Raw genomic sequence first — 15,885 nt, forward strand, 5'->3', positions numbered from 1 at the left:
ACCTCGCGACCACGGGAGCCCCCCTTTGGCAATTGCCGCTAAGCCCACGACGACCAAGCACCTCTTCGTCACCGGGGGTGTGGCCTCATCGCTCGGCAAGGGGCTGACCGCCTCCAGCCTGGGCGCGCTGCTCAAGGCACGGGGTCTGCGGGTGACGATGCAGAAGCTCGACCCGTACCTGAACGTCGACCCCGGCACGATGAACCCTTTCCAGCACGGCGAGGTGTTCGTCACCAATGATGGCGCCGAGACCGACCTGGACATCGGCCATTACGAGCGCTTCCTGGACGTCGATCTCGACGGCAGCGCGAACGTGACCACGGGCCAGGTCTACTCCACCGTGATCGCCAAGGAGCGGCGCGGCGAGTACCTGGGCGACACCGTGCAGGTCATCCCGCACATCACCAACGAGATCAAGCACCGCATCCGCCGCATGGCGACCGACGACGTCGACGTCGTCATCACCGAGGTCGGCGGCACCGTGGGCGACATCGAATCGCTGCCGTTTTTGGAGGCAGTGCGTCAGGTCCGCCACGAGGTCGGCCGTGACAACGTCTTCGTCGTCCACATCTCGCTGCTGCCCTACATCGGCCCGTCCGGCGAGCTGAAGACCAAGCCCACCCAGCACTCGGTCGCCGCCCTGCGCAACATCGGCATCCAGCCCGACGCGATCGTGCTGCGCGCCGACCGCGACGTGCCCACCGCCATCAAGCGCAAGATCTCGCTGATGTGCGACGTGGACGAGGACGCGGTGGTCGCCGCCATCGACGCCAAGTCGATCTACGACATCCCCAAGGTGCTGCACGCCGAGGGCCTGGACGCCTACGTGGTGCGCCGCCTGGACCTGCCCTTCCGCGACGTCGCGTGGTCCCAGTGGGACGACCTGCTCAAGCGCGTCCACGAGCCGGACCACGAGGTCACCGTCGCCCTGGTCGGCAAGTACATCGACCTGCCCGACGCCTACCTGTCGGTGACCGAGGCCATCCGGGCCGGCGGTTTCGCCAACAAGGCCCGAGTGAAGATCAAGTGGGTCACCTCCGACGACTGCACCACCCCCGCGGGTGCCAAGAAGCAGCTCGGCGACGTGGACGCGATCTGCATCCCCGGCGGCTTCGGCGACCGCGGCGTCAACGGCAAGGTCGGCGCGATCACCTACGCCCGTGAGAACAAGGTGCCGCTGCTGGGTCTGTGCCTGGGCCTGCAGTGCGTGGTGATCGAGGCCGCCCGCAACCTGGCGGGGATCGCGGACGCGAACTCCACCGAGTTCGACCCGGCCACCGCCCACCCGGTCGTCTCCACGATGGCCGAGCAGATGGACATCGTCGCCGGCGAGGGCGACATGGGCGGCACCATGCGACTGGGCATGTACCCGGCCAAGCTCGCCGAGGGCTCCATCGTCCGCGAGGTGTACGACGACGCCCCCTACATCGAGGAGCGCCACCGCCACCGCTACGAGGTGAACAACGCCTACCGCGGTGAGCTCGAGAAGAAGGCGGGCATCGTCTTCTCCGGCACCTCCCCGGACAACAAGCTGGTGGAGTACGTGGAGTACCCGCGCGAGGTCCACCCGTACCTGGTGGCCACCCAGGCCCACCCGGAGCTGCGCTCCCGCCCGACCCGTCCGCACCCGCTCTTCGCGGGCCTGGTCAAGGCGGCCGTCAAGCGTCAGCAGGGCTGACCTATACGGTTGACCGGGGTAGGGCCTCCCACACTGGGCGGCCCCACCCCGGTTTTCGCATTTCTGGAGGACGCACATGCGCATCAAGGACACCGCCGAGGAATGGCGGATCACCGCCAGCGAGACGCCGTTCACCGGCAACAAGACCAGCGTGCGCACGGACACCGTGGTCATGCCCGACGGCAGCGCCGTCACCCGCGACTACCAGGTGCACCCCGGCTCCGTCGCCGTCCTCGCCCTCGACGACCAGGACCGGGTCCTGGTGGTCAACCAGTACCGCCACCCCGTGCGCCAGAAGCTCTGGGAGATCCCCGCGGGCCTGCTCGACGTCCCCGGCGAGAACCCGCTGCACGCCGCCCAGCGCGAGCTGTACGAGGAGGCGCACGTCAAGGCCGAGGACTGGCGGGTGCTGACCGACGTCTACACCACCCCCGGCGGCTGCGACGAGGCCGTCCGCGTCTTCCTGGCGCGCGGCATCTCCGACGTCGAGGGCGAGCGCTTCGAGGTCTCCGAGGAGGAGGCCGACATGGAGATCGCCCGCATCCCGCTGACCGACCTGGTGCGCGGCATCCTCGCGGGCGAGCTGCACAACAACTGCCTCGTGGTCGGCGTGCTCTCGCTCACCGCAGCCCTCGCGGGCGACGGCCTCGACGCGCTGCGCCCGGCGGAGGCCCCCTGGCCGGCCCGCCCCTTCGAGGCGTAGCAGGCGAAGTCACTCTCGCGGGACCCCGTCCGACTGTCATCCAACCCGAAGAGGTGATCTTCTAAGGGGCCGGACGGGCATTCCCGGCGGGTGGCGGGCGGTGAACTAGGCTCGTTGCGTTCCCGCCCGCGGCCGCGGCGGGCCAGTGCAGCAGGCAGTGACCTCCCCGCCGTAGGCAGGGGAAGGGAGTGGACCGTGGCGGAACGGACGGTGGAGACCGGAGAACCTGTGGCGCCGCCGCCCGCCCGGCGGCCGCCCGCCGGACCGGAAGTGAGACCCCGTCAGCAACGGCCGTCCCGTCGGCGACCCGCCGCGCCTCCCGGCACATTCGTCGGGCGGCAGCGCGAACTCAAGGAACTGCGCGCCGACATCGTGCGCGCCGGCCTCGACACCCTCTCCGGCCGCAAGCAACCGCGCGGCAGGGTACTGCTCATCGCCGGACGCCCCGGCTCCGGCCGCACCGCGCTCGCCGAGGAACTCGCCCGGCAGCTGGCCGCGGAGTACCCGGACGGAGTACTGCGCGCCCGGCTCACCGGCCCCGACGGCGAGCCCGTACCCACCGAACGCACCGCGCGCGCCCTGCTCGCCGCGCTGGGCGCGCCCGTGCCCGCCGGGGCGTGCGAGGACGAACTGACCGAGGCGCTGCGCCGCGCGCTGGACGGGCGCCGGGCGCTGCTGCTCCTGGACGACGCCGCCGGCGCCGAACAGGTCGACCCGCTGCTGCCGGACGAGCCCGAGTGCCTGGTCGTCGCCGTGGCCCGCGGCCCGCTGACCGGCGTGCCCGACGTGCGGCCCTGCACACTGGGCGGGCTGGACACGGCCGCCGCCGTGGAGCTGCTGGAGTCGTACGCGGGCCCGACCCGCATCACCTGCGACCCGGCGGCCGCGGCCGCCGTCGTCGAGGAGTGCGGTGGCCAGCCCGCGGCGCTGGTGCTGGTCGGCGGCTGGCTGGCGGCACAGCCCAAGATGTCCGTCGTCGACGTGGTCAACCGGCTGCGGGAGCTGCCGCCCGCCGAGGGGCACGAGAACGCCGGACACCCGCTGGCCCGCTCCTTCTGGCTCGCCTACGAGGCCCTGCCCCGGCCCGTCGCCCGCACCCTGCACCTGCTCGCCCTGGCCCCGTCCGGACTGGCCGACGCCCACACCGCCTCCGCCCTGGCGGGGTGCGCGGTCTCCACCGCCCAGGGCGCCCTGGAGGACTTCACCGCCCGCGGCCTGCTGCGCCAGGAGGCCCCCGAGGGCCCGGAAGGGGTGCTTCCGCCGCAGTACCGGGTGCCGGGCTGCCTGGCGCCGCTGCTCGGCTCCCTGCTGCACGCACAGGAGCGGCCGGCCGAGATCGAGCTGGCCCGCGCCCGGATGCTGGAGCGGACCGTGCGGCAGCTGCACTCCTGCCGTGCGGCGACCGAGCGCAACGATCCGGCCGTGCGCCGGAGGATCGAGCAACTGCCCAGGGCGCTGCGGTTCCCCTCGGAGCGGGCCGCCGGCCAGTGGCTGGCGGCCCGGCTGCCGGCGTTGCTGGCCGCGGCCCGGCTGGCCGTGGAGGACGGCCGGCTGGACACCCTGGCGCGGCGGCTGGTCTCCGCGCTGACCCGGGCCCTGACGGCCCATCTGGGACCGGAAGCGGCCGCTCCGGAGCTGTACGGGCTGCACCAGCTCGTCCTGGACGTGGCCCGGCGCTGCGACATGCCGCTGGAGAAGGCGGCGGCCCTGCTCAACCTCGGGGATCTCGACGCCCGGGCCGGGCGCACCCAGGAGGCGCTCGAGCGCTACCGGGACGCGCTCCAGGCAGCCCGGGAGTCGGGCGACCCGTACGCCACCAGCCGGGCGCTGGAGTCCGTCGCCGCCGCCCACCAGGAGCTCGGCGACTTCCAGCGCGCGGCCGACTGGTACCGGCGGGGGCTGGAGCTGCGGCTGACGCGCGGTGAGCTGGCCGACGAGGCCCGGCTGTACGGGCGGCTGGGCGCGGTGCACGGCTACGCGGGCCAGTGGCAGGAGGCACTACGCGACTGGCGGGCCGCCGGCGCGGCCTGCCGCAGGCTGCGGGACGTGCCGGGGCAGGTCCGCGCGCTGACCGAGAGTGCCCGGCTGCTGGAGCTGCTGGGTGACGCCCCCGCGGCCGAGCGGCACCGCTCGGCCGCGGCCCAGCTGCAGCCTGAGGCTCCGGCGCAGGGCCCGGACACCCGGAAGGGGTAACGCAGGGTACTTGATCGTCGACCTACGAAATCAGTGGCGCGTGCCGCAAAGATTGGTGCATTGCAAGGCTAGACAGCGCGGGATCCTTCATTAGACTGGCTGAGCCGCGATCGACGCGGTCTGCTCTGGTGTGCCCGGGCATATCAGGATTAGCCTGTCATTCTCTGAACAAGGACCGTGATCGACGTGAAGGTCGGCATCCCCCGCGAGGTCAAGAACAACGAATTCCGCGTGGCCATCACCCCGGCCGGTGTGCTCGAACTCGTGCGCAACGGCCACCAGGTCTTCGTGGAGAAGGGGGCCGGTCTCGGCTCCTCCATCACCGACGCCGAGTACGTCGGTGCCGGTGCCGCCATCCTGGACACCGCTGACGACGTCTGGGCCACGGCCGACCTGCTGCTGAAGGTCAAGGAGCCCATCGCCGAGGAGTACCACCGCCTCCGCAAGGGCCAGACCCTCTTCACCTACCTGCACCTGGCCGCCTCCCGCGAGTGCACGGACGCCCTGCTGCAGTCCGGCACCACCGCCATCGCCTACGAGACCGTGGAGCTCGCCAACCGCGCGCTGCCGCTGCTCGCCCCGATGTCCGAGGTCGCGGGCCGGCTGGCCCCGCAGGTCGGCGCCTACCACCTGATGCGCTCGGCCGGCGGCCGCGGCGTGCTGCCGGGCGGTGTCCCGGGCACCCACGCGGGCAAGGCCGTCGTCATCGGCGGTGGCGTCTCCGGCTGGAACGCCGCGCAGATCGCCGTCGGCATGGGCTTCCACGTGACCCTGCTCGACCGTGACATCAACAAGCTGCGCGAGGCCGACAAGGTCTTCGGCACCAAGGTGCAGACGGTCGTCTCCAACGCCTACGAGCTGGAGAAGGCCGTCGTCGAGGCCGACCTCGTCATCGGCGCGGTCCTCATCCCCGGCGCCAAGGCCCCCAAGCTGGTCACCAACGAGCTCGTCGCCAAGATGAAGCCCGGAAGTGTACTTGTCGACATTGCGATCGACCAGGGCGGCTGCTTCGAGGACTCCAAGCCGACCACGCACACCGAGCCGACCTTCCAGGTCCACGACTCCGTGTTCTACTGCGTCGCCAACATGCCGGGCGCCGTCCCCAACACCTCCACCTACGCGCTGACCAACGCCACGCTGCCCTACATCGTGGAGCTGGCCAACCGCGGCTGGCAGGAGGCGCTGCGCCGCGACGCCGCGCTGGCCAAGGGCCTCAACACGCATGAGGGCCAGGTCGTTTACGGCCCGGTCGCCGAGGCGCACGGCCTGCCGCACGTCGAACTGAGCACCCTGCTGGGCTGAGTCGGCGCCGCCGCACCCACGAAAGCACGCACCCGGCCGGGCCTTGCCGAGCAAGGCCCGGCCGGGGCTTTTCCGCCCCCGTCCCGCCTGCCCGTGAAACTTCCGGGTTATGGGCCGAACACCCTTGACAGAAGGGTGTTCGATTGCCGACACATCGTGCCGTCTCCGGCGGATTGTGTTGCTGCGGACCGCCGACACGCCATAGAGTCGCCAACCGTCGGCATGGTGCCACGCTGACGTATCTAGATGTTTCCTGGTCACCAAGGAGGTAGGACGACTTGTGAATGAGTCGACATTTGCTCCCGGGGGTGGTCAACCAGGAATGCTCCCGTGCGTGGAGGTTCCCCCAGCGCAGGGGCCGAGTCCCGTGGGACTCCAAGCTGTCGGCTCCGTCGCTGTCCACACCTTCGCAGCACACCAGAACATCCAGAACATGACGACAGCCCACCAGAGCATGGACGGTCAACACGTGAACGCCATGGCCGGCGACCGCGGCACGGAGCTCGCCCGTCTCGCCGACTACGAGGAAGTCCCCGAAGGGCACTTCTACGACCCCGACGCCGAGTACGAGCCGGACCCGGAGTACGCCGCGACCCTCGCCCCTGACGCCGCCCGCCAGCGCCGCGAGCGCATCGGCCCCACCGGCCGCCCCCTGCCGTACTTCCCGATCCCCGGACCGCTGACCCACCACGGCCCGGCGAAGATCATTGCGATGTGCAACCAGAAGGGCGGCGTGGGCAAGACCACGTCGACCATCAACCTGGGCGCGGCCCTTGCCGAGTACGGGCGCCGGGTGCTGCTCGTCGACTTCGACCCGCAGGGCGCGCTCTCCGTCGGGCTCGGAGTCAACCCGATGGAGCTGGATCTGACGGTCTACAACCTGCTCATGGAGCGGGGCATGTCGGCCGACGAGGTGCTGCTCAAGACGGCCGTGCCCAACATGGACCTGCTGCCCAGCAATATCGATTTGTCAGCGGCCGAGGTCCAGCTGGTCAGCGAGGTGGCCCGGGAGTCCACCCTGCAGCGGGCGCTCAAGCCCCTGATGGCCGACTACGACTACATCGTGATCGACTGTCAGCCCTCGCTCGGCCTGCTCACCGTCAACGCCCTGACGGCGGCTCACAAGGTGATCGTGCCGCTGGAGTGCGAGTTCTTCGCGCTGCGCGGAGTGGCCCTGCTGACGGAGACCATCGAGAAGGTCCAGGAGCGGCTCAACCCCGAGCTGGAGCTGGACGGCATCCTCGCCACCATGTACGACTCGCGCACCGTGCACAGCCGCGAGGTCCTCGCGCGCGTGGTCGAGGCGTTCGACGACCACGTCTACCACACGGTCATCGGCCGTACGGTCCGCTTCCCCGAGACCACGGTCGCGGGCGAGCCCATCACCACGTACGCCTCCAACTCCGTCGGCGCCGCCGCCTACCGTCAGCTCGCCAGGGAGGTGCTCGCCCGGTGTCACGCCGAGTGAGTCTGCCCGGAGCCGACGAACTGTTCCGTACGACCGGAGGGATGGGGCTGCAGTCCTCCTCCCCCCGCCGCAAGGCGAACGGCGAGACGCCGCCGCGGGTCCCCGGTCCGGGTGACGGTCCGGATGCCGAGCGGTCCCCGGGGCCAGAGGGGCGCCCCGCCGCCCCGGCGGCCGGTGCGGCCCAGGAGCCGGACGAGGGGCGGCGGGCCGACGCGGCCCGTGCCGCCGCCGCCCCGCGGTCCGTGGAGCCGGCCCAGGGCAAGCGCCGTGGACGCGCCGCGGGCCGTCGCCCCAGCGGCCGCGAGCGGCACGACGAGAAGATCACCGTCTATGTCTCCGCCGAGGAGCTCATGGACCTCGAACACGCCCGGCTGGTGCTGCGCGGCGAACACGGCCTCGCGGTCGACCGCGGCCGGATCGTCCGGGAAGCCGTCGCCGTCGTCCTGGCCGACCTCGAGTCGCGCGGCGACGCGAGCATCCTCGTACGGCGCCTGCGCGGCCGCTGAGCGGCCCCGCCGCGCTAGCCTCCTGCCGTACCGCGCCTTCACGGGCCGTACGGCCCGTTCCGCCCCGCACCCTGGAAAACCGATGCCCCCAGCCGCCGCTCCTCCGGCCCGCCGTCCCCTGGGCCGCGGCCCCGGCGGGCAGGCGACGCCGCCGGCCGACACCGAGGGGCCCGAGGCGCCCGCGGCGGCGGAGACCGAAGGCGACGGCCGGTTCACCGTCCGGCTGGACAACTTCGAAGGCCCCTTCGACCTGCTCCTCCAGCTGATCGCCAAGCACAAGCTGGACGTCACCGAGGTGGCCCTGTCCAAGGTCACCGACGAATTCATGGCCCACATCCGGGCCATGGGCCCGGATTTCGACCTGGACCAGACCACCGAGTTCCTCGTCGTCGCGGCCACCCTCCTCGACCTCAAGGCGGCCCGGCTGCTGCCCGCCGCCGAGGTCGAGGACGAGGCGGACCTCGCCCTGCTCGAAGCCCGCGACCTGCTCTTCGCCCGGCTGCTCCAGTACCGCGCGTACAAGCGCATCGCGGAGATCTTCAGCGACCGGCTGGAGGACGAGGGCCGACGCTACCCCCGTACGGTCGGCCTCGAACCCCACCACGCGGAACTGCTGCCCGAGGTCGTGCTCGGCATCGGCGCCCGGCGGCTGGCCGAGCTCGCCGTCAAGGCGATGACCCCCAAGCCCGTGCCGCAGGTCTACGTCGACCACATCCACGCCCCCCTGGTCAGCGTCCGCGAGCAGGCCGGGCTCGTCGTGGCCCGGCTGCGCGAGGCGGGCGAGGCGAGCTTCGCCGAGCTGACCGAGGACGCCCCGGACACCCTGACCGTCGTGGCGCGCTTCCTGGCGCTGCTGGAGCTCTACCGCGAGCGGGCGGTCGCCCTGGACCAGGAGGAGGCGCTGGGGGCGCTCACGGTCCGCTGGACGGGCACGGCGGGCGCCTCCCTGCCGGTGTCCGACGAATTCGACCGAGCCCCCGAGGCGGAGCCCGAGGAGAGGACGCCGTGAGCGAAGGACCGTACGGACGCGAGGAGCCGCCCGCCGGGACGGACACCGCCCCGCAGCTCGCCCTCAGGCCCGCCCTGGAGGCCGTCCTCATGGTCGTGGACGAGCCCGCCACCGAGGAACACCTCGCCAAGGTCCTCGGCCGGCCGCGCCGCGAGATCGCACAGGCGCTGCAGGAGCTCGCCGACGAGTACACCGTCCAGGGCCGCGGCTTCGAGCTGCGGCAGATCGCGGGCGGCTGGCGGTACTTCACCCGGCCCGCCTACGCGGCGGCCGTGGAGTCCTTCGTCCTCGACGGGCAGCAGGCCCGGCTGACCCAGGCCGCGCTGGAGACCCTGGCCGTGGTCGCCTACCGCCAGCCGGTGGGCCGCTCCAGGGTCTCCGCCGTGCGCGGCGTGAACTGCGACGGCGTCATGCGCACCCTCCTCCAGCGCGGTCTGGTGGAGGAGGCGGGGACGGAACCCGAAACAGGTGCGATCCTGTACAGGACGACGAACTACTTTCTGGAGCGGATGGGCCTGCGCGGCCTCGACGAGCTCCCCGAGCTCGCGCCGTTCCTCCCCGAGGCGGAAGCGGTCGAGGGCGACTCCCAGGAAGGGGTGCCGTCGTTCGATCCGGACGCACCGGACACCGAAGCGGACGACAAGACGGAACTTTGATGCGAAGCAGCGGCAGGAACAGCGGAAGCGGCAACCGGGACGACCGGGGCGGTCGAGGCCGCCCGGCCTCCGGCGGCGGGCGCGCGGGCGGCGGACGCTCCGAGGGCGGTCGCTCCGGCGGGCGTTTCGACGGCGGGCGCGCCGGTGACCGGCGGGACGACCGCCGCGATGATCGCCGCGATGATCGCCGCGACGACCGTCGTGATGACCGTCGTGACGACCGGCAGCAGGAGCGCCCCCGCCGGCCGCGCCCCGAGGAGCGCCGCTACGACGTGGGCCCCGACGCCGAGCGCACCCGCGGTGGCGCCACCAGCGGCCGCACCACCGGTCCCACTAGCGGCCGCGGCGCGTCCGCCCGCGGTGGCGCCAAGGGCGGCCCGCGCAAGAGCTCCACGGCCGGTTCCGGCGGGCGCAGCAGCGGGCCCGCCCGTGGCCATGGCTACGCCCCGGCCCGCCCGCGTGAGCTCGACGCCAAGATCGAGGAGCGCAACCGGGAGCGGCACAACAAGCCCCAGGTGAAGACCCCCAAGACCTTCCCCGGCGCCGAGCAGGAAGGCGAGCGCCTGCAGAAGGTGCTGGCCCGTGCCGGCATGGGCTCGCGCCGTGCCTGCGAGGAGCTCATCGAGCAGGCCCGCGTCGAGGTCAACGGGCAGATCGTCACCGAGCAGGGCCTGCGCGTGGACCCGGAGAACGACGAGATCAAGGTCGACGGCCTGACCGTCGCCACGCAGTCGTACCTCTTCTTCGCGCTCAACAAGCCCGCCGGCGTCGTCTCCACCATGGAGGACCCCGACGGCCGCCAGTGCCTCGGCGACTACGTCACCAACCGGGAGACCCGTCTCTTCCACGTCGGCCGCCTCGACACCGAGACCGAGGGCATCATCCTGCTCACCAACCACGGCGAGCTGGCCCACCGGCTGACGCACCCGCGGTACGGCGTGCAGAAGACCTACCTGGCCGCCATCACCGGGCCGCTGCCGCGCGACATCGGCAAGCAGCTCAAGAGCGGCATCGAGCTGGAGGACGGCTACGCCCGCGCGGACAACTTCCGCGTCATCCAGCAGACCGGCAAGAACTACCTGGTCGAGGTCACCCTCCACGAGGGCCGCAAGCACATCGTGCGGCGCATGCTGGCGGAGGCGGGCTTCCCCGTCGAGAAGCTGGTGCGCACCTCGTTCGGCCCCATCGCCCTGGGCGACCAGAAGTCGGGCTGGCTGCGCCGTCTGACGAACACCGAGGTCGGCATGCTGATGCGCGAGGTCGAGCTCTAGGATCCGGCCCGGCCGTCGTGGCGGCGGGATCTTTCCCGCCGCCACGACGGGCACGGTCGAACGGTCAGGACCACACCGCAAGCCCCGTCGCCCGGCCCGTCTCGTCGCGCTGGATCTCCATCATGCCGTCGACCGCATCGCGCGTGATCCGCCCGTAGACGTGCGGGAAGAGCGTCCCGGGGGCGACCCCGGGCGGGGGAGCGGGATCCGCGGACTCCCAGCGGACCAGGACGTCCAGCTTGTGCTCGTCGACCAGCAGCGCCATCAGCGGCCCCGGCACCTCCCGGTAGAACGCGGTGGCCACGGCCAGCGTCGTCGCCTCGTCCGGCGAACAGTGCACGAAGCCCTCCTCGGCCAGCGACGCGGGGGAGTAGGGGCGGTCGGGCACGGCCAGCCAGTCGTCCAGGGGCACCACATGAAAGATCATGAGCATGGTTGTACCGGACGCGGACCCCCTTCGTCGCTGACTAGGCTGGGAGCCACCAGTCAACGGACGCGCCCCCAGGACACCGCCCAGTGAGAACAGCTCTCGTCATCGGTACCGGACTCATCGGTACCTCCGCCGCGCTGGCCCTGGCCGGCCGTGGGATCCAGGTCCACCTGGCGGACCACGACCCCGCCCAGGCCCGGACGGCCGCCGCCCGCGGCGCCGGCACCGACCAGCCGCCGGAGGGGCAGGTCGACCTCGCCATCGTCGCCGTGCCGCCCGCGCACGTCGCCGCGACCCTCGCCGACGCCATCCGGGGCGACCTGGCCCGCGGCTACCTCGACGTCGCCAGCGTCAAGGGCGGCCCCCGCCGGGAGCTCGAAGCGCTCGGCGCCGACCTCACCGCCTACCTGGGCACCCACCCCATGGCAGGCCGGGAGCGCAACGGCCCCCTCGCCGCCACCGCCGACCTCTTCGAGGGCCGCCCCTGGGTGCTCACCCCCACCGGCGACACCGACACCGAGGTCCTCAACCTCGCCCTCGAACTGGTCGCCCTGTGCCGTGCCGTGCCCGTCGTCATGGACGCCGACGCCCACGACCGGGCGGTCGCCCTCGTCTCGCACACCCCGCAGCTGGTCTCCAGCATGGTCGCCGCCCGCCTGCGGGACGCGGACGAGACGGCCGTGCGCCTGTGCGGCCAGGGCATCCGCGACGTCACCCGCATCGCCGCCTCCGACCCGCGGATGTGGATCGACATCCTCTCCGCCAACCCCGGCCCCGTGGCCGACGTCCTCGCCGGCCTCGCCGCCGACCTCGACGAGACCGTACGGGCCCTGCGCGCCCTGGACTCCGCCGACGAGGACAAGCGGATCGACGGCGCCTCCGGCATCGAGGACGTGCTGCGCCGCGGCAACGCCGGCCGTTCCCGGGTGCCGGGCAAGCACGGCGCGGCCCCGGCGGTCTACGAGACGGTGACTGTGCTGATCGGCGACCAGCCGGGCGAGCTGGCCCGGATCTTCGCGGACGCCGGGCGGGCGGGCGTCAACATCGAGGACGTCCGCATCGAGCACGCCACCAACCAGCAGGCCGGCCTGATCCAGCTGATGGTCGAACCGGGTGCCGTCTCCTCCCTCGCGGCGACCCTGCGCGACCGGGGCTGGTCGGTCCGGCAGTAGCCCGCCCCGGACGGCTGCACGGGGCGGTCCGGCGAGCCAGTAACCTTGGGTGAGCCCCGTTGGGGCCCATCGTCTCCCGCCCCGTGCACAAGGAAGGTGTCTGACACCGTGGAAACCGCCGCCCGGACCGCCCCGGCAGCTGTCATCGTCGGCATCGACGGCCCCTCCGGCACGGGCAAGTCCAGCACCTCCAAGGCCGTCGCCGCCAAGCTGGGGCTGGCCTACCTGGACACCGGCGCCCAGTACCGGGCGATCACCTGGTGGATGCTGAACAACGGCATCGACGTGAACGACGCCGACGCCGTGGCCGCCGCCGCCGGCAAGCCCGACATCGTCTCCGGCACGGACCCGCTCGCGCCGACCATCACGGTCGACGGCGCCGACGCGTCCGCGCCCATCCGCACCCACGAGGTCACCTCCGCCGTCAGCGCCGTCAGCGCCGTGCCGGAGATCCGCACCCGGATGACCGAGCTGCAGCGCGCCATCGCCGCCGAGGCGCCGCACGGCATCGTCGTCGAGGGCCGGGACATCGGCACCACCGTGCTCCCCGACGCCGACCTCAAGATCTACCTCACCGCCTCGCCCGAGGCCCGCGCCGCCCGCCGCAACGGCGAGCTCAAGGGCGCGCAGGCCGCCGGCCTGGCCGCCACCCAGGCCGCCCTGCTCAAGCGGGACGCCGCCGACTCCGGCCGCAAGACCTCCCCGCTGGCCAAGGCCGGCGACGCCGTCGAGGTGGACACCACCGAGCTGACCCTGGACCAGGTCATCGAGTGCGTGGTCACCCTCGTCGAGGAGAAGCGGGCGGCCGCGTGAGCGGAGCGGTCACCGGCTCCGAGCCCGGCGCCGCCGTCGGGCGGCGGATCGGCATCGGGCTGATGTACGGGCTGTGGAAGCCCCGTGTGCTGGGCGCCTGGCGGGTGCCCGCGGCGGGGCCCTGCATCGTGGCCGTGAACCACTCCCACAACCTCGACGGCCCGATGGTGATGGGCACCGCGCCCCGCCCCGTGCACTTCCTGATCAAGCGGGAGGCGTTCACCGGCCCGCTGGACCCCTTCCTGCGCGGGATCGGCCAGCTCAAGGTGGACCGGGAGAGCGTGGACCGGGCCGCGATCACGGACGCGCTCGGCGTGCTGGAGCGCGGCCACGTCCTGGGGATCTTCCCCGAGGGCACCCGCGGCGAGGGCGACTTCGCCTCCGTCCGCGCCGGGCTCGCCTACTTCGCCGTGCGCTCCGGGGCGCCGATCGTGCCGGTGGCGGTGCTGGGCACGGCCGAGCGGCAGGGCCGGGCGATATCCGGACTGCCGCCGCTGCGCAGCCGGGTCGACGTGGTCTTCGGCGACCCCTTCACGGCGGGCGACGGCAGCGGACGCCGCACCCGCAAGGCGCTGGACGAGGCGACCGTGCGCATCCAGGAGCGCCTGGGCGCACACCTGGCGGACGCCAAGCGGCTGACCGGCCGCTGACCGAGACTTAAGAAGCACACCGCTATGTGTGCGGACGACGAACGAGGAACGGACTTCATGAACGACCAGATCCACTCCGGCGACGAGCACGGTGAGCTTGGCGACGCCGAGTACGCGGAGTTCATGGAGCTCGCGGCCCAGGAGGGCTTCGACGCCGACGAGGTCGAGAGCGAGCTCGCCGCCGCCGGCCACGGCCCGCTGCCCGTCCTCGCCGTCGTCGGCCGCCCCAACGTCGGCAAGTCGACGCTGGTGAACCGCATCATCGGCCGCCGCGAGGCCGTCGTCGAGGACCGGCCGGGCGTCACCCGTGACCGCGTCACCTACGAGGCAGAGTGGGCCGGGCGCCGCTTCAAGGTCGTCGACACCGGCGGCTGGGAGCAGGACGTCCTCGGCATCGACGCCTCCGTGGCCGCCCAGGCCGAGTTCGCGATCGAGGCCGCCGACGCGGTGGTCTTCGTCGTGGACGCCACCGTCGGCGCCACCGACACCGACGAGGCCGTCGTCAAGCTGCTGCGCCGGGCCGGCAAGCCCGTGGTGCTGTGCGCCAACAAGGTGGACGGCCCCTCCGCCGAGGCGGACGCCGCCATGCTGTGGTCGCTCGGCCTCGGCGAGCCGATGCCGGTCTCCGCGCTGCACGGCCGCGGCACCGGCGACATGCTGGACGAGGTCCTCAGGGCGCTGCCCGAGGCCCCCGCCCAGACCTTCGGCGCGGCGCTCGGCGGCCCCCGCCGCATCGCGCTGATCGGCCGTCCCAACGTCGGCAAGTCGTCCCTGCTGAACAAGGTGGCGGGCGAGGAGCGCGTCGTCGTCAACGAGCTGGCCGGCACCACCCGCGACCCGGTCGACGAGCTGATCGACCTGGGCGGCCAGATCTGGAAGTTCGTGGACACGGCGGGCATCCGCAAGCGCGTCCACCTCCAGGAGGGCGCCGACTACTACGCCTCGCTGCGCACCGCCGCCGCCGTGGAGAAGGCCGAGGTCGCGGTCGTCCTGATCGACGCGAGCGAGTCCATCAGCGTCCAGGACCAGCGCATCATCACCATGGCCGTCGAGGCCGGCCGGGCGCTCGTCCTCGCCATCAACAAGTGGGACACGCTGGACGAGGAGCGCCGCTACTACCTCGAGCGCGAGATCGAGACCGAGCTCGCCCAGATCGCCTGGGCGCCCCGGGTGAACGTCTCGGCGCGCACCGGCCGGCACATGGAGAAGCTCGTCCCGGCGCTGGAGACCGCGCTGGCCGGATGGGAGACGCGAGTGCCCACCGGGCGCCTCAACGCCTTCCTCGGTGAGCTCGTGGCCGCCCACCCGCACCCGATCCGCGGCGGCAAGCAGCCCCGCATCCTCTTCGGCACGCAGGCGGGCACCAAGCCGCCGCGCTTCGTGCTCTTCGCCTCCGGCTTCCTGGAGGCCGGCTACCGCCGCTTCGTCGAGCGTCGGCTGCGCGAGGAGTTCGGCTTCGAGGGCACGCCGATCCACATCTCGGTGCGCGTGCGCGAGAAGCGCGGCCGCAACAAGAAGTAGGGCGGCTGCGCTCTAGCGCCACCCAAAGCCCCGGGACCCGTACGGGCCCGGGGCTTTCGCGCGCTCAGAAGTTGCGCATCCGGCCGTCGCGCTGGCCGGGCGGCAGTGCGGGCAGCTGGCTGCCGCGGCGGCCGTAGTACGACTCCCAGACCGCGTTGTACCCCGACTGGACGGGGTACGAGGGCGCGGGGAGCTGGGGGAAGTAGCCCTGCCCGCTGTAGCCGCCCTGCGGGCCGAAGCCCTTGAACCTCAGCTCCTCCTCGCCCGAACGGTCACCGGGCAGCGTGCGGAACGACCGGCGGTACTCGGCGCAGAGGGCGTCGTAGATCGGGGTGACCGAGAAGGGGTGCTCCGGGCCGGCGTCGCGGGGTGGCCGCATGCCGGGGATGTGGTTCGGGTACGAGGTCCGGGCGACGGGTTCGTATGAGTACACATCCCTGCCAACGACGCGGGACCCCGTCGGATGCGGCCCCCGACTCGAATGGCTCGCCGGGACCACCCCCACGGGGTGCA

The 15,885-nt window shown here is 72.5% G+C and carries 15 protein-coding genes; 13 read left to right on the plus strand and 2 right to left on the minus strand.

The genetic code is table 11. The features are described from left to right. Positions 1-25: 25 nt before the first annotated feature. The 9 genes from pyrG (at position 26) to FHS39_RS19600 (ending at position 10,786) form a co-directional block, all read left to right on the plus strand. Entirely contained in the window at positions 26-1,678 is a 1,653-nt protein-coding gene (gene pyrG, locus FHS39_RS19560; protein WP_184350663.1) for a CTP synthase, read from the plus strand. A 76-nt stretch (positions 1,679-1,754) separates the two neighbouring features. After that, entirely contained in the window at positions 1,755-2,381 is a 627-nt protein-coding gene (locus tag FHS39_RS19565) for an NUDIX domain-containing protein (protein WP_184350664.1), read from the plus strand. A 195-nt stretch (positions 2,382-2,576) separates the two neighbouring features. After that, on the plus strand, positions 2,577-4,574 hold the full coding sequence (locus tag FHS39_RS19570) for a tetratricopeptide repeat protein (RefSeq protein WP_425507794.1): 1,998 nt from the start codon (positions 2,577-2,579) through the stop codon (positions 4,572-4,574). A 186-nt stretch (positions 4,575-4,760) separates the two neighbouring features. After that, entirely contained in the window at positions 4,761-5,876 is a 1,116-nt protein-coding gene (gene ald, locus FHS39_RS19575) for an alanine dehydrogenase (protein WP_184351087.1), read from the plus strand. Positions 5,877-6,198: 322 nt separating this feature from the next. Beyond that, positions 6,199-7,344 carry a ParA family protein gene (locus FHS39_RS19580; RefSeq protein WP_184350666.1) on the plus strand — a complete coding sequence of 382 codons (1,146 nt, stop codon included), beginning with the start codon at positions 6,199-6,201 and terminating at the stop codon, positions 7,342-7,344. Beyond that, a complete protein-coding gene (locus tag FHS39_RS26080; protein ID WP_184350667.1) occupies positions 7,329-7,850 on the plus strand; it encodes a hypothetical protein in 522 nt (173 codons plus the stop codon). Before FHS39_RS19580 ends, FHS39_RS26080 begins: the two co-directional genes overlap by 16 nt. An 82-nt stretch (positions 7,851-7,932) precedes the next feature. Further along, positions 7,933-8,859 (plus strand): segregation and condensation protein A, encoded by a 927-nt coding sequence (locus FHS39_RS19590; protein WP_184350668.1) that lies wholly within the window; start codon positions 7,933-7,935, stop codon positions 8,857-8,859. Beyond that, positions 8,856-9,515 carry an SMC-Scp complex subunit ScpB gene (gene scpB, locus FHS39_RS19595; RefSeq protein WP_184350669.1) on the plus strand — a complete coding sequence of 220 codons (660 nt, stop codon included), beginning with the start codon at positions 8,856-8,858 and terminating at the stop codon, positions 9,513-9,515. The genes FHS39_RS19590 and scpB overlap by 4 nt, the downstream gene beginning before the upstream one ends. Then, on the plus strand, positions 9,515-10,786 hold the full coding sequence (locus FHS39_RS19600; protein WP_184350670.1) for a pseudouridine synthase: 1,272 nt from the start codon (positions 9,515-9,517) through the stop codon (positions 10,784-10,786). The genes scpB and FHS39_RS19600 overlap by 1 nt, the downstream gene beginning before the upstream one ends. A 64-nt stretch (positions 10,787-10,850) precedes the next feature. Here FHS39_RS19600 and FHS39_RS19605 read toward each other — a convergent pair whose 3' ends face one another. Further along, the gene (locus FHS39_RS19605; protein ID WP_184350671.1) at positions 10,851-11,213 is read right to left on the minus strand and encodes a DUF952 domain-containing protein; all 363 of its coding nucleotides are present in this window, start codon (positions 11,211-11,213) and stop codon (positions 10,851-10,853) included. 89 nt (positions 11,214-11,302) lie between these two features. Between FHS39_RS19605 and FHS39_RS19610 the strand changes: the two genes are divergently transcribed. The 4 genes from FHS39_RS19610 to der all read left to right on the plus strand — a co-directional run bounded on the left by FHS39_RS19610 (position 11,303) and on the right by der (position 15,372). Beyond that, positions 11,303-12,388 (plus strand): prephenate dehydrogenase, encoded by a 1,086-nt coding sequence (locus FHS39_RS19610; RefSeq protein WP_184350672.1) that lies wholly within the window; start codon positions 11,303-11,305, stop codon positions 12,386-12,388. Positions 12,389-12,484: 96 nt separating this feature from the next. Continuing rightward, positions 12,485-13,201, plus strand: coding sequence for a (d)CMP kinase (gene cmk / locus FHS39_RS19615; RefSeq protein WP_184350673.1), 717 nt, complete (start codon positions 12,485-12,487; stop codon positions 13,199-13,201). Beyond that, complete coding sequence (locus FHS39_RS19620; RefSeq protein WP_425507795.1) at positions 13,159-13,851, plus strand: lysophospholipid acyltransferase family protein; 693 nt, start codon at positions 13,159-13,161, stop codon at positions 13,849-13,851. The genes cmk and FHS39_RS19620 overlap by 43 nt, the downstream gene beginning before the upstream one ends. Before the next feature lie 57 nt (positions 13,852-13,908). Then, entirely contained in the window at positions 13,909-15,372 is a 1,464-nt protein-coding gene (gene der, locus FHS39_RS19625; RefSeq protein WP_184350674.1) for a ribosome biogenesis GTPase Der, read from the plus strand. Between the two features lie 64 nt (positions 15,373-15,436). Here the strand turns inward: der and FHS39_RS19630 are convergent, their stop codons facing one another. Next, a complete protein-coding gene (locus tag FHS39_RS19630; protein ID WP_246470366.1) occupies positions 15,437-15,751 on the minus strand; it encodes a hypothetical protein in 315 nt (104 codons plus the stop codon). Positions 15,752-15,885 lie beyond the last annotated feature (134 nt).

This window comes from Streptomyces olivoverticillatus, from assembly GCF_014203555.1.
Taxonomy (GTDB): Bacteria; Actinomycetota; Actinomycetes; order Streptomycetales; family Streptomycetaceae; genus Streptomyces; species Streptomyces olivoverticillatus.